We start from the raw sequence: 13,001 nt of genomic DNA on the forward strand, positions 1-13,001 counted from the left end.
CGATTTACCCGGAATTCGCTTTGAGGGGCTGCTTCGAGCACTGCTTTCCCCGTCGCGCGCCGTCTACGGGAATCCCAGGAGACCGCACCCGGCCTGTCGAACCGCGGAGACCGGCGAGAAGACAGAAAGACCGCTACACCACCAACCTACTCCGCCCCGCTTTCTGAAGACAGAGAACCATCGTATTACGCCGCGCCGACAAAGGACCGTGCTCGAAGCACCTCTCACACGTCGTTGCGTCCGGCGTGACCCGATGACCACCGGCTGTCCTGATCTGCGGTTCGGTAGTCCACGAATACGCGTGGCGCGGCACAGGATAGGGGCGGACCGGGGCCCTGTATTGGAAAGATGTCAGATCGTCGCCAGCTGCGAAAATCCAGGAATACCGGCCCGCCGTTCCCGTGGGCTGACCGGGTGATGTTGCCTCGATCGCCTGGCAGGCAAGTGTTTTGGCTGCGTACCGTCCCCAAGGTGCTTGAGCGCCAGGGGGCGTTGTCGGGGCGAGCATCGCAGAGAGGCCATTCAATCCATGGATTCGAGACGCTTTCATCGATGGCGGCTGCGCGGAATCTTCGCGACCACGACCGCGGTCGTCTTGGCGGCGAGTGGAATCACCGCCCCGGCGAACGCGGTCGCACAGTTCACCGCGAAACCGCCGCGTCCGGCGACAAGTCAGGCATGGCATCCCGGCACCGCGGTCGACCGGACACCTGACGGCGGCTCACCGCCATCGAGCGACTGGACCTCCCGAGCGTCACGGTCGCGAGCCGACAGACAGGCATCCGGGCTGGCCTCCTGCGGTGACCGGACCGGAATCCGGCCGTTCTATCCACTGGAGCGGTTCAAGGTCAGCGATCGGATGGAGATCCTCGTCAATCTCTCCAGCGGAAACCTGGTGGTCACCCAGGACGACTTCTCTCTCCAGGGCACGGGCCTGGATCTGGCGATCAGTCACGTCTACAACAACCTGGTGCCGAATCGGGGCTCGTTCGGGGTCGGCACGACAATGTCGGCCGGGGCGGACGTCGGCCTGGAATTCTCGGGCGACAACGTGATTCTGCATGGCCCCAGCGGCTACTGCGCCACGTACGTACCGAAGACCGGCGGCGGATACACCGCGCCGAACGGGATGAACGCCCAGCTGCGCAAGGAAAGTGACGGCACCTTCACGCTGATCTTCGATTCCTCGGAGGAGAAGTGGCGATTCACCGGCCAAGGCTGGCTGACCTCACAAGCCGACCGCAACGGCAACGCCAACAGCTACACCTATCATCCCAACGGGACACTCGCGTCGATCAGGGACTCGCAGGGACGGGTCACCACGGTGGCGAGCGACACCCAAGGCCTGGTGAAACGGATCATCGACCCGACCGGCGCCGACGTCGGAACCTACGAGTACAACGGCAATGGACAGCTGACCTCCTTTGTGGACCGTAACGGGCACACGGTCGCGCTGGGGTGGGACGCGGCCTCCAACCTCGTGTCGATCACCGATCCGTCCGGCAACGCCTACCACTTCGCCTTCGACGGTGCCGACCGGGTGACCAAGGTATCGGTTCCCAACAGCGCGAAGGCATTGGACACGACCTTCGAGTACCAGAGCGGCCGGACCGTGGCGCGGGATCCGAAGGGCAACGCCACTACCTACCACTTCGACGGCGAAGGCCGCCAGGTCAAGGCCGTCGACGCACTCGGGCACGAGCGGTCGCGGTCCTGGAGTGCCAACAGCGACGTCCAGTCCACGACCGACAGCATGGGCAACACCGGCAAGCGCCGCTACGACCCGCTCAACAACCTGATCGGAACCGAGCTGCCGACCGGCGCGAAGAACACACTCGGCTACACCGACAGCGCGCACGCGCACTCCCCCACGTCGCTCAAAGACCCGGCAGGACGGGAACTCGTCCACGAGTACGACGGACCCGGCAACCTGACGAAGATCCGCTCGATCGGAGCGCTGACCGCCGACCTGGACGTGCGCACCTACAACTATCCACAAGGGACGCTGGCCACGGCCAAGGACGGCAACGGCCACCTCACGAGTTACGGATACGACCCGGCGGGCAACCTGACGTCGGTGACGGAACCCGCGCCGATGGGAGTCACCGGTTATCAGTACGACGCGCTCTCGCGGATCGTGCAGGTGACCGACGGGCGTGGTCACAAAATCGGCTACGACTACGACAAGTTCGACCGTGTCGTGCGGGTCACCGACGACTCCGACGGGGACAAAACCCTGCTCGAGGTCTGGTACGACCACCAGGGCAACGTGATCTGGAAGATCGCGCCGACCTGGAACATCTACTACTCCTGGGATCGATACCCCGTCGGCAACCAGGTCAAGACCGCCGAGCGGACCGAAGGAACCGGCAACGAACACGTCACCTACGACTACGACGAGGCGGGCAACCTCGACAACGTGTGGACCAGCGAGACCGGCCAGCCACTGCTGTTCTACTACGACGCCGCGAACCGCCTCGTCAAGATGACCGACCCAGGCATCCAGGACACCACCTTCACCTACGACGACGCCGACCGCCGCACCTCGATCCTCTGGCCCGGCGCAGGAACCCAAACGATCACCTACGACAACTCCGGCCGCCAGACCGGCATCACGGTGAAGAACACAGCGAACACCGAAACGTTCAGAGCCACGTACAGCTACACGACCGCCGGCGGCGAGGACAGTGACCAGCTGCAGGCCAAGACGATCGCTGGAGTCACCACGCCCTACAGCTACGATCCGCTGCGACGGATGTCCAAGGCGGGCCCCGAAACTTACGGCTACGACCTGGCGGGCAACCTGACGAACCTGGCAGGGACCGCCTTCACCGTCAACGCGGCCAACCAGTTCACCCAAGCCGGGAACTCCGTCAACGGCTTCGACGGAGCCGGCAACCTCATCAGCCGCACCGACCCTGCCGAAACCTACACCTACAGCTCGACCAACCAGCTCGTACGGGCGACGTCCGGCGGGACCGAGGTCTACCGGGCCGCCTACGACGGCATCGACCAGACCCAGCCGCGGTCCATCACCGAACAGACCGGCGTGGCCACCAGCAGCACACACGTCTTCGGACAGACCGCCCTCGGACCGATGTGGGTCAAGGAGAACGGCTCGACCACCACCTACAGTCGCGATCCCCGCGGCACGCTGGTAACGGTCCGGACCGGTACCGGCGCCCGCCACAACGCCATCACCGACTACCAAGGCACCGTCCTCGGCCTGGTCGACACCACCGGCGCCGTCACCGCGAACTACGCCTACCGCCCCTACGGCAGCTCGACGCCCAGCGGTGCCGCGGCATCGGCGAACAAGCTGCGCTACCTCGGTCAGTACCAGACACAGCGCGGTGACCTGTTGCTCGGCTACCGGAACTACAAGCCCGACTGGGGGCGCTTCACCCAGCCGGACCCCACGTACCAGGAACGAAACGCTTACAACTACGCGACCTGCGATCCGATCAACAACAGTGACGCCACCGGCGCACTGTCCGTCACAAGCCTCGCCAAAAAGCTTTGGAACGGCGCCAAGAAACTCAAAGGACCGTTCTGCTACATCAATCGCGCCCTGGAAGACACCGATGATTCACTCAAGGACGAGTTCAAGGACTTGACCGAATGCTTCTTGGGATGACACGCCTCGCGGAGTGAGCGGTCGTCCGCCGGTCACAGCACCGGCGGACGACCACCCGTTCGGTGAACGAGAACACTCGCCCAAGCCGGACATCGGGAACCTGAATACCCCCGACTCCTGGTCCGCGGCGCCGGAGCGGCAGCGAGATGTCGAGGACGCCGTGGAACATGACGGTGCCGGAGCGAACCAAGGCTCGCTCCGGCACCGTCGGATCTCGGTCCATGTCAAGCAGACCGCCGGTCGCCTTGGCTGAGGTCTAGCCGAAGATCCGGGCGCGCAGTTCTTTCACTGTCTGGACCGAAGCGATCAAATCCAGCGTGTCGAAGTGCAGCGACCAGGCCGTGCCGGTCGCGGTCTTCACCGTCCGCTCGACCAGGCTGAAGGAGATCGTGCGCGGGTCGGCGCCACCCAGCGCCACCGCGGTACCGACCCACTCCCGGTATTCCGTGCCGCCCGCGGACACGGTCGCCCGCGGCTCGAGCTGGACGTCACGAACCGCGCCGAACAACCGGTCCAGGTAGTCGGTCATGGCCCGGCGGCCGGAGATCGGCGCGGTCAGGCCAGGTCCCTGCAGAGTCGCCGTGCCGTCCACCCCGGCGACCAGGATCCCGGCTGCCTCCCGGTTCCAGGCCAGCTGCCGGACTCGCGGCGGCAGGGGGATGCCCGGGGCCGGATCGGTCGACGACGAGGTGATTCCCTCGAAGAGGTTCCGCAGCGGGTTCGCCGGATCTTCGACCGGGCGGAACATGTTGACCTGGTCCCAGAACCGCCTGCCGTCCTGCACCCGGGCGGAATCCTTGCCCGCCGCCGGATCACCGAGGACGAGCCGGTGCATCGTCTTGAACGAGACCGGCTTGCCCTTGATCGTGCCGGTGTTGAGCGCCTCGATGAAAACGACCCTGCCGTCCGGGTCGGAGGTGACGGTCTCCGGCACGAAGACATAATCCGGGACCAACCGCAGTACGCCCTCGATCTGGCTCTTGATCCCCGCCCAGTCCCGAGGCGTTTCGAGCCCGCTGTCCCACAAGCGCGCGGTTCCGTCTTGGACGAACAGGTTCAAGTACGCGCCGACATCCTGCGCGTTCCGTCCCCAGTCACGGTAGGCGTCCATGAACTGCCGCACGTTCGACGGCACTTCCGCCGTCGTCCGGTCCGGTTGCCGGGCAAGGGGTTCGGCGTTCGCCGAGGTCGCCAGGACGACACAGGACAAAAGAGCGGCCGTGAGAGCGGGGATGAATCTCGAAACCCGCATCGGGTTTTCTCCGATCACTTCGGTGGAAAGCCGGTTCCCGGCTCGGTCTCATCGCAGGAACGTGGTGATCGACGATGCCGGTCACCGGGTCTTCTCGGTGGGGTGCTCCTGCTCTGCCCAAAGGATCATCGAGAAGCAGCACGCTGTCGATTACCTCTGAGGTAAGGGCGGGGCCGCCGCCGCAGAGCCGACACCGAGCCAGGCCGTCTGTCCCGGGGCTACGCGGGTGCCGGGCTCAGCGGGCGAGGGATTGGACACCATCCGGGGGCGGCAGGCGGTCGCGGTCAACCACAGAGCGGGTGGTCCCGAGGTGGCGGACCGGGCAAGGAGCTGGGCCGCCGACCTGGTGGACGGCCAAGGTCCGCTGACGATCGACCGGACAAGTGTGCCGGAGCTGTCCGCGCTGCAAGAGGTCGGCGTCGAGATGCGGTACGGCCAGAGCGTGCTGGAGCGCGCGGGCAGGGCTGTGTTTCCGGGAATTCCGTGATCGAGCCTGGCTGCCACCCGAAGGCTTTCGCAAGCGCGGACACCGTCCTACGACGGCACGCTCGAGACCGGAATGATCATTTGCGTGGAAAGCTATGCGACCGCTGACGACCTTTCTCTTCGAGGACGCGCTGTCAGCCTGAACCGGCGCGAGAACGGTGCCGAGCAGCCGAAAGCGCCCTTCACACAGGAAGTGGTGAAGGGCGCTTTCGGCTCGGGTGACGACGTCAGCCGGTGACATCCAGGTGTGCGGGGACCGGGGTGGGCTTGGGCGCCTTGCCGCCGGGCTGAGGCTTGTCGCCGGCGGGCTTGGTCGGCGGTTCCGGTGCGGTGCCGGGCTTGACGCAGGTGGCCGACGCGATGTCCACGGTCTGGGTGCGACCGAGCAGCTTGGCCGAGACCGCGGTCACGGTGAGGGTCCCGTCGGCGTTCTTCGTCTGCTTGTTGACCACCAACTCGACCAGCTGGGCGAGCGGGACGGTCGTGTTCGGCGGGACCTGGTCGAGGTCGAGCACCTTGCCACCGGCCTTCAGCTTCGTGATCGACACCGAACCCTTGCCGTCGCGGCATTCGGCTTTGATCGCGTCGGCACTCAAGCCGGGCAGGGCGACCGTGGCGGGCAGCAGGCCGAGGTTCAGCGCGAGAGCGGTGACCCCGGACCTGGCTTGCCCCGGTCGCACCTCGGCGTTCAGTGCCTTCGCGGTGAGCAACGCCGGGCCGGGGTTGGGCAGCCCCACCGAGGCGAGTGAGTCCTTGCCGGTGCCGGAGACCGACGGGGTGCGGGGGATCGTGATCAGGCCGGACGCGGCGATGGCGTACGCGGATTCGGCCGGCGCGGCCGTGGCGGGGATGGCGGTGAGCGCGAGAAGAGCCGCCGTCGTACCGGCGAGCACGCTCGTTTTGCGCGGGGACAAAGAAAATACCTCCGTAGGGGACATCAGGCGATCTGGACGACGGTGCCGAGTGGCAGCTCCACGAGGCGGTCCAACGCCTCGCGGGGGACGCGGATGCACCCGTGGCTCGTGGCTTTGCCGACGAAGCTCTCGTCAGGCCAGGTGTGCAGGCCGACCGTGCCGGGACCGCCACCGAAGGTCTCGTGCGAATCGGAATGGCTGCTCAGCGGCAGCACGATCGGGCTGTAGGTGTTCACGCTTTCCCTGATCGAAGCGAGGATGAACGCGCGACCGGTCGGCGTCGGGTGTTCGGGCTTGCCGGTACCGATGGTCCACGAGCCGGTCGGCTTGCCCGCTTCGCGGATCTCCAAGCGGAAGTCGGCGAGGTCGACGGTGACGTGGAAGTCGTTGACCGCCGATTCCACGGCTTCCGGCGTGGCACGCAGCCAGCCCGTCGCCCCATTGGGACGGGCCGGCAGCAACACCTGCGCCCACTCGCCCTGACGGGCGATCACCGGCACCCAGGTCGGCGAACCGATCTGGGTCTTGGGCAAACGGGCGATCGGCTCCGCGCCGGGCACGCGGTGGATCACCGCGTCTTCCTTGGGGTGCAGCACTTCGCCGTCGGTGGGTGCCGCCGGGAGCGGATCGGTCGGCGCGGAGGTCAGCTCGCCGAAGGTGTTCGCCTCCGGCAGCGCGGCGAGCGCCTCGGGGGATTGGGATGGTGGAGCCGAGGAGGTGACGGCGCCACCTTGGTTCGCGGTCGTGCCACAGCCGGACAGCGGCAGCGCGACCAGTATCAGCGCCAGGAGCGCGTAAATCGCCGGTGGGCGGGCATGACCGCAAGAGACCTGCGGAGTGATCATCGGGGCCTGTCCTTGTGCAGAGTCATCCGCAACGGGGTTCGATTCCGGGAGGTCAATTACTAACATCGAAAGGATCTGTCAATCAATGATGACGTTGCGTATTCGAATCCGGCCTGCCTGCGATTTCCCACTGTTTTCCCAGGTCGCGTACAGGCCGCATATTCACTCGATCGGTGATCGTACAGAAAATTCGGTAACATCCTGAAACTCCACTCAGAGTATATTTCCGTCGCCGTTTTCGAGGGAACGGCGGGAAATCACGTCGTGATGATCACGCGGCGTGGTCGTGCGGCAGGGCGGGAACAGGAATCCGCCGAGCGGCGACAACGGTGGCAGCGGGCCTGGACATCTTGGGCTGACCCCGGCGTCCCTGCGTGAACCACTTCCGCCTCAGTCGTAGCCCGGCGTCCTGCCGGACACAGCGGAAGGAGAGCACTCCTCTCTGCCCGACACCCGGTGCCAAGCGCCACCTGTCCGGGTGGTTTCCCGCCCCCGGAATTGCGGGTAGATCTCCAGGAATCCCGGCATGGGGTTACCTGGCCGCGGCGCGACTCTCCTTAGCTCGTGCTGCCTGGCCGCTGTGGCCGGTTCCCGGTGCGGACGTACCCCGGGAACCGGCCACTTCCAGCGTTACGGGGCGTCCGCTGGAGCGGATGACACCGCGTCAAGCAGGTCGCCAGGTTTCCGGGTCGCGAGGGAACCCACACGAGTGCCACTCCCCCTAAGCTGCGCGACGGGTTCGGTGGCAGGAGGGCGCGGGATGACGAACGAAGTGCTCCAGGACCGGTACGCCTTGGTCCGGGAACTCGGCCGCGGCGCGATGGGGGTCGTGTGGCTCGCCCACGACCAGGTTCTGGAGCGTCCGGTCTCGATCAAACAGCTCCACACGCTCGGCGGTGGTCACGTCGCGTCCATGCGCTTCGTCCGGGAGGCGCGACTCGCAGGCCGGCTCAGCAACCCCGCTATCGTCACCGTCTACGATGTTTTCCATCACGACGGCGTCTCGTACGTCGTGATGGAACTGCTGGACGGCACCAATCTCGCCGATCACGTCGAACAGCTCGGCCCGCTGCCCATGCACCGCGTCGCGCAGATAGGGCTTGACCTGCTCTCGGCGCTGACCGCCGCCCACTCCGCCGGGATCGTGCACCGCGACGTCAAACCCGCGAACGTGGTGCTTACCCCGGCCTCAGCGAAGCTGACCGATTTCGGCATCGCGCACTCAGCGGACGACACCCGGCTCACCGGCACCGGCCTGCTGATCGGCTCCCCCGCCTACATGGCACCCGAACGCCTCAACGGCGACGACGCCTCTGCCGCATCCGACCTGTGGGCTCTCGGCGCCACCCTGTTCTACGCATCCGAAGGGCGGCCGGCTTTCCAGCGAGCCAACCTCGAAGCCACCATGGCCGCCGTTCTCACCGAGAAACCTGTCCTCGAAAACACTCGAGGACCTCTCGCCGAAGTCATCACCGGCTTGCTCGCCCCAGCGAAGAACCGGCTGGACGCCGAGTCCGTGCGCCCCCTGCTCGAGCACGCTCGTGACGGCGATACCGGTCAACGCCGTCGAACACCTCTGCTCAGAATCGCCACGATCACCGCCGTCGCCGTAATCGTCATCGCGGTAGCGATCTTGTGGCCGAGTGGCGATGACCAGCAGACCGCCGCACCTGACCGCACCACACCGCCCGCATCAGCCACAAAGCCCTCGACATCACCCACCATCCAGCCCTCCTGCCCCATCGACCGGATCGAGATCTCCGGCTCGGCCCGCCAACGGCCCAGCATCACCATTCCTCGCGACTGCGCGCCACCCACCGCGCTTGCCGTCCACGACATCACCACGGGTAGACGCGGCAAACCAGTTCCTGAACACAATGACGACCACCTCCAGCTCAACATCAGGACCGAAGCGCTGTCCTGGTCCGGAAAACCGGTCTGGTCCACCTGGAACCTACAGACCGCACCACAGGTCTTGCTGGGTCACCGCGCCGACGATGGCCTCGCCGGAATGCGACCCGGTGGCCGGCGCACCATCGTCGTCCCACCCCACCACCCATATTGGTCCACCCTGCGGAATTCCCCACCTGACACATCGGCCTGGCCCGCGGACGACACCGTCGTTCTGGTCGTCGACCTCATCAGCTGAACAGCCGGCTAGGCCCGGGTGTCGGAGTCGCCGGGCTCAGCGTCGTGCCGAGGCGCCCGGCCGCGAAGGCCAGGTTGTATCGGTGGGTAAGCCAAATATGGCACGCCCTCCCGCGGTCCGGACGGCTACCGGAAGCCGTACGAGGACAGAGGTGTCCACAGACAGCCCGCAGTTCATCCCCGTTCTGAGCGGGATACAGGTGCCGAGGCTGGGAGATGGTCGGCCACGACCCCGTCCGGATCGAGTGTTGGCGGGTAAGGCCTCCAGGGCCCACCTGCGCGGTCGCCATCCGCTACGAAGCCACCGTCCACATCGCCGCGATCAGCGAATGACTTCGACCTACTTCGTTAGAGCCGCTCGACTCGGTCCTGCGGGTGGCGGGACTTCCGGGCGAGGTGGAAGAACCCGGCGGCGACCAGAGCACAGATCAGTCCGAGCACCAGAAAGAACCACCCGATTCCCTGGCCACTGGAGGCGACGATGCCGATGCCCGCTACCACCATCATGATGGCCATCAACGACGTTGTCGTTGCCCTCCAAGTGAAGGGCGACCGGTTGTCGAAGTCCTTGGATGTGTCGGCTTCCATGGCCCTCTACTACCCGGAAAGGGCTTCCATCATGCCCCCTTTGCGGCTAGGCATGTTCCTGGCTTCTCGTTCGGATGGATGACGATGCGCTGCCATCCTCGCGGCTGCCTGTCGGAGCGTCGCTGCGAGCCGGCGACACTCCGATGGGCAGGTGAAAAGGCTTGCCCCGCAGCCGGTTTCGGCACGAAGGCAGAGGCGAACGCAGCACCGAAGATCCCGACCGCGGTGGCGGCGATCAGGACCCGGTTCAGCCCGTCGACCGGAGAGGCGCCGTCGTGCTGGAACAACACTCCGAAGATGGAGCGGCCATGCCTCCGCGCTCCGGTGGAAGGGCCGCGAAGACCGCGGCTCCCATCGTCGGCCCCATCAGCCCACTGCCGTGGCGGGCCACCCCGTGAAACGAGCCGGCGCACTGCTTCCCAGGTGAGAACCCAGATCAGTGACGCGGTGAGCGATCGAGGATCACCAAGGGGATCGTGACCAGCGCCAGTGCGGCGCCGATCCAGAACACCGCGGTCACCGAGGCGCCCAGGTTCAGCACCCCCGCGGCGAAGGCGGGCGTGAGACTGATGCCCAGCTGGAAAGCCGACACCGTGGTGGCACCGGCCAGCGTAGGCGCGGAAGCGGCGATCGCGAAGACCCGTCCGTATAGCGCCGGGTTCAGCACGAAAGCCGCGACGCCCAGCAGGAACACCAAAGGCACGACGAGCCAGGCGGACGCGGCGAAGACAGCGAGCAGGGCCGAGAACAGAGCGATGCCGAGCGCCCCGCCGAGCAGCGCGTGGTGGGGCCACCGGTCGGAGATCCGGCCGCCGAGGGAGAGACCGAAGAAGGCGCCGATACCGAAAAGTGCGAGCACCGCGGGAATCCAGACGGCAGGAAGGCTGGTGACGTCGGCGAGAACCGCGGCCAGGTAATTGAAGGACACCATGTACGCGGCGGTGCTCAGGATCGTGATCGCGTAAACTCCCCAGAGGCGTGGTGTCCGCATCGCGCGCAATTCAGCCGCGAGACCGGATTCTGCCGACACCGCCGTGGTGGGCAGACCGGAAGCGCAGGCGACCACGCCCAGCAGGGTGAGCACGACTACGCCCCAGAAGCCGCCGGTCCAGTCCGTGAGGTTACTGAGCAAGGTGCCGGCGGGGCCTCCGGCGACCATGGCGACACTGAGTCCGGCCACGACGACACCGGAGGCGCGGGCGTTGCGGTCGGGTGTCACCAGGCTGATCGCGGTCACGGCGGCGACGGCGAAGAAGCCCGCGTAGGCGAGACCGGCGACGAACCTGGTGACCAGCAGGGTCCAGTAGTCGTCGGCGAGCAGGCCCGTCGCGATGGCGGCGGCGAAAACGGACTGGGTGGTCATCAGCGCGGTGCGGCGCGGCCAAGTCAAGCTGAGCACGGCGAACGGCGGACCGCCGAGGACGACACCGAGGGCGAACGCGGTGATGAGCGCGCCCGCCGAGGAGAGAGAGACGCCGAGCTCCGTGGCTACCGAGGGCAGGACCCCGGCCATCAGGAACTCGGCGCTCCCCATCGCGAAGAGGCTGAAGGCGAGGAGATAGACCCCGGTGGGAAGGCGGTGGGTTTCGATCATGGCGCCACCATCGACCGGGTTTGGCGATTTCAGCAAAAAATGTTGCCGAAATCGGGACGAGCTGCTGATCTGGCCTCATGGAGATCCAACCCGCCGTCAACGCGGCGATCGAGCTGATCGCTCCCCGATTGCGTCGCGCCCGCGAGAAGAAGGGGACGACGCTGGTGGAACTCAGCCGCGCCACCGGCATCTCCGCCAGTACCTTGTCCCGCCTCGAATCCGGGCAACGCAAGCCCAGCCTCGAACTCCTGCTGCCGGTCATCGCCGCGCTGGGCCTGCGCGTCGACGAGATCGTCTCGTCACCAAGGGTGCTGGAGCCGCGGGTGCCGCCGGACGGGCGAGTCCTCATCCCGCTCACCCGGCACCAGGGCGAGCCCCGCGCCTACAAGATGACGATCCCGCCCGACGACGAGGCACCCCGTCCGCGCACGCACACCGGATACGAGTGGCTCTACGTGCTCCGGGGCCGGCTGCGGCTCGTGCTCGGTGACCAGGACGTCGTCATGGGACCCGGCGAGGCGGCCGAGTTCGACTGCCGGACGCCGCACTGGTTCGGCGCGGCCGGCCCCGAGGGCGTCGAGGTGCTCAGCCTCTTCGGCAAGCAGGGTGAGCGGATCCACGTCCGCGCCCGCACCCGGTGACAGGGGTGGGAAACCGATCATGGCGGCTGCACGCGATCCGCTCCTGACAGCTCATCGCCGCCGCGGCCGTCTCCGGCATGTCGGTCAACGGCGACGTCGTGCGCGCCAAGGTCGGGTAAGCGGCTGCCCCGGCGGCACGGCGGCTGGGGTGGGCCATCGACATCGGTCACTAGGCCTGCAACGCGGCGACGACGGCCTCGGCGACCCCGCGGGCACTGCCCGGGTTCTGGCCGGTGATCAGCCGGCCGTCGGTGACGACGTGGGTCTCGAACGGTTTGTCCGCGATGCTGTAGTTCCCACCCCGTTCGGCCAGCTCGTCCTGCAGGCTGAACGGGACGGCATCGGCGCGCTGCGCGGCCTCCTCCTCCGCCCACGAGAATCCGGTCACGTTCTTGCCCTTGACCAGTGCGTCGCCGTTGTCGAGCGTGACGTCCAGCAGCCCGGCCGGACCGTGACAGACCGCCGAGACGATCCGGCCGCTGTCGTAGAATCGCGCCGTCAGCGCGGCCAGGTCCTTGTCTCGGAAGTCGAACATCACCCCGTGGCCGCCGGTGAAGTAGATGGCGTCGTAGTCCTCGACGTCCACTTCGCATGCCTTCTTGGTGTTGTTCAGCAGGTCCATGAACTCGCGGTCCTGGTAGCGCCGGTCGGTGCCGAGTTCTTTGAGCACATCGTGGGCCAGGCTCTCCGGGTCGATCGGGACGTAACCGCCGGCCGGGCTGGCGATGTCCAGCTGGAACCCGTTGTCCAAGGCGTAGTCGTAGAAGTGGGTCAGCTCGCCTAGCCACAGCCCGGTCCGCATTCCCACCGTCTCGTACTCGCGAACGTTCGTGACGATGATCAAGATCTTGCCGGTAGCCATTGAGTTACCTCCGGAAGGTGCCTTCGAGTTCCTC

At 66.6% G+C, this 13,001-nt stretch carries 10 protein-coding genes; 4 read left to right on the forward strand and 6 right to left on the reverse strand.

The window, feature by feature from the left end:
- The first annotated feature begins 529 nt into the window (after positions 1-529).
- The gene (locus tag AVL48_RS36110; RefSeq protein WP_061981023.1) at positions 530-3,637 is read left to right on the forward strand and encodes an RHS repeat-associated core domain-containing protein; all 3,108 of its coding nucleotides are present in this window, start codon (positions 530-532) and stop codon (positions 3,635-3,637) included.
- A gap of 256 nt (positions 3,638-3,893) precedes the next feature.
- Here the strand turns inward: AVL48_RS36110 and AVL48_RS36120 are convergent, their stop codons facing one another.
- Complete coding sequence (locus AVL48_RS36120) at positions 3,894-4,889, reverse strand: nuclear transport factor 2-like protein (protein ID WP_061981021.1); 996 nt, start codon at positions 4,887-4,889, stop codon at positions 3,894-3,896.
- Between the two features lie 226 nt (positions 4,890-5,115).
- Here AVL48_RS36120 and AVL48_RS36125 point away from each other — a divergent pair, with 226 nt between their 5' ends.
- The gene (locus tag AVL48_RS36125; protein ID WP_061981020.1) at positions 5,116-5,376 is read left to right on the forward strand and encodes a hypothetical protein; all 261 of its coding nucleotides are present in this window, start codon (positions 5,116-5,118) and stop codon (positions 5,374-5,376) included.
- A 226-nt stretch (positions 5,377-5,602) separates the two neighbouring features.
- On the opposite strand, the gene AVL48_RS36130 is transcribed toward AVL48_RS36125, so the two are convergent.
- Both AVL48_RS36130 and AVL48_RS36135 read right to left on the reverse strand, forming a co-directional pair.
- Positions 5,603-6,289, reverse strand: a complete 687-nt coding sequence (locus tag AVL48_RS36130; protein ID WP_244162447.1) for a choice-of-anchor P family protein — start codon at positions 6,287-6,289, stop codon at positions 5,603-5,605.
- Positions 6,290-6,312: 23 nt separating this feature from the next.
- Positions 6,313-7,134 (reverse strand): L,D-transpeptidase family protein, encoded by an 822-nt coding sequence (locus AVL48_RS36135; RefSeq protein ID WP_082857882.1) that lies wholly within the window; start codon positions 7,132-7,134, stop codon positions 6,313-6,315.
- Positions 7,135-7,927: 793 nt separating this feature from the next.
- Between AVL48_RS36135 and AVL48_RS36140 the strand changes: the two genes are divergently transcribed.
- Positions 7,928-9,283: a protein kinase domain-containing protein gene (locus AVL48_RS36140; protein ID WP_158070219.1), complete on the forward strand. Its 1,356-nt coding sequence runs from the start codon at positions 7,928-7,930 to the stop codon at positions 9,281-9,283.
- A 347-nt stretch (positions 9,284-9,630) separates the two neighbouring features.
- Here the strand turns inward: AVL48_RS36140 and AVL48_RS39395 are convergent, their stop codons facing one another.
- Together AVL48_RS39395 and AVL48_RS36150 are read right to left on the reverse strand one after the other, a co-directional pair.
- Positions 9,631-9,789: a hypothetical protein gene (locus tag AVL48_RS39395; protein ID WP_156515795.1), complete on the reverse strand. Its 159-nt coding sequence runs from the start codon at positions 9,787-9,789 to the stop codon at positions 9,631-9,633.
- Between the two features lie 517 nt (positions 9,790-10,306).
- Positions 10,307-11,464 carry an MFS transporter gene (locus AVL48_RS36150; protein ID WP_061981015.1) on the reverse strand — a complete coding sequence of 386 codons (1,158 nt, stop codon included), beginning with the start codon at positions 11,462-11,464 and terminating at the stop codon, positions 10,307-10,309.
- Between the two features lie 77 nt (positions 11,465-11,541).
- Here AVL48_RS36150 and AVL48_RS36155 point away from each other — a divergent pair, with 77 nt between their 5' ends.
- A complete protein-coding gene (locus tag AVL48_RS36155) occupies positions 11,542-12,105 on the forward strand; it encodes a helix-turn-helix domain-containing protein (protein ID WP_061981014.1) in 564 nt (187 codons plus the stop codon).
- A 169-nt stretch (positions 12,106-12,274) separates the two neighbouring features.
- Here the strand turns inward: AVL48_RS36155 and AVL48_RS36160 are convergent, their stop codons facing one another.
- Positions 12,275-12,967 carry a type 1 glutamine amidotransferase domain-containing protein gene (locus AVL48_RS36160; RefSeq protein ID WP_061981013.1) on the reverse strand — a complete coding sequence of 231 codons (693 nt, stop codon included), beginning with the start codon at positions 12,965-12,967 and terminating at the stop codon, positions 12,275-12,277.
- Positions 12,968-13,001: the final 34 nt, after the last annotated feature.

The sequence above is a fragment of the Amycolatopsis regifaucium genome (genome assembly GCF_001613935.1).
GTDB lineage: Bacteria > Actinomycetota > Actinomycetes > Mycobacteriales > Pseudonocardiaceae > Amycolatopsis > Amycolatopsis regifaucium.

Bases quoted from the DNA above. Each gene is read 5' to 3' on its own strand.
- AVL48_RS36160 (WP_061981013.1), bottom strand. From the start codon at position 12,967: ATGGCTACCGGCAAGATCTTGATCATCGTCACGAACGTTCGCGAGTAC.
- AVL48_RS36155 (WP_061981014.1), top strand. From the start codon at position 11,542: ATGGAGATCCAACCCGCCGTCAACGCGGCGATCGAGCTGATCGCTCCC.
- AVL48_RS36150 (WP_061981015.1), bottom strand. From the start codon at position 11,464: ATGATCGAAACCCACCGCCTTCCCACCGGGGTCTATCTCCTCGCCTTC.
- AVL48_RS36110 (WP_061981023.1), top strand. From the start codon at position 530: ATGGATTCGAGACGCTTTCATCGATGGCGGCTGCGCGGAATCTTCGCG.
- AVL48_RS36120 (WP_061981021.1), bottom strand. From the start codon at position 4,889: ATGCGGGTTTCGAGATTCATCCCCGCTCTCACGGCCGCTCTTTTGTCC.
- AVL48_RS36135 (WP_082857882.1), bottom strand. From the start codon at position 7,134: ATGATCACTCCGCAGGTCTCTTGCGGTCATGCCCGCCCACCGGCGATT.
- AVL48_RS39395 (WP_156515795.1), bottom strand. From the start codon at position 9,789: ATGATGGTGGTAGCGGGCATCGGCATCGTCGCCTCCAGTGGCCAGGGA.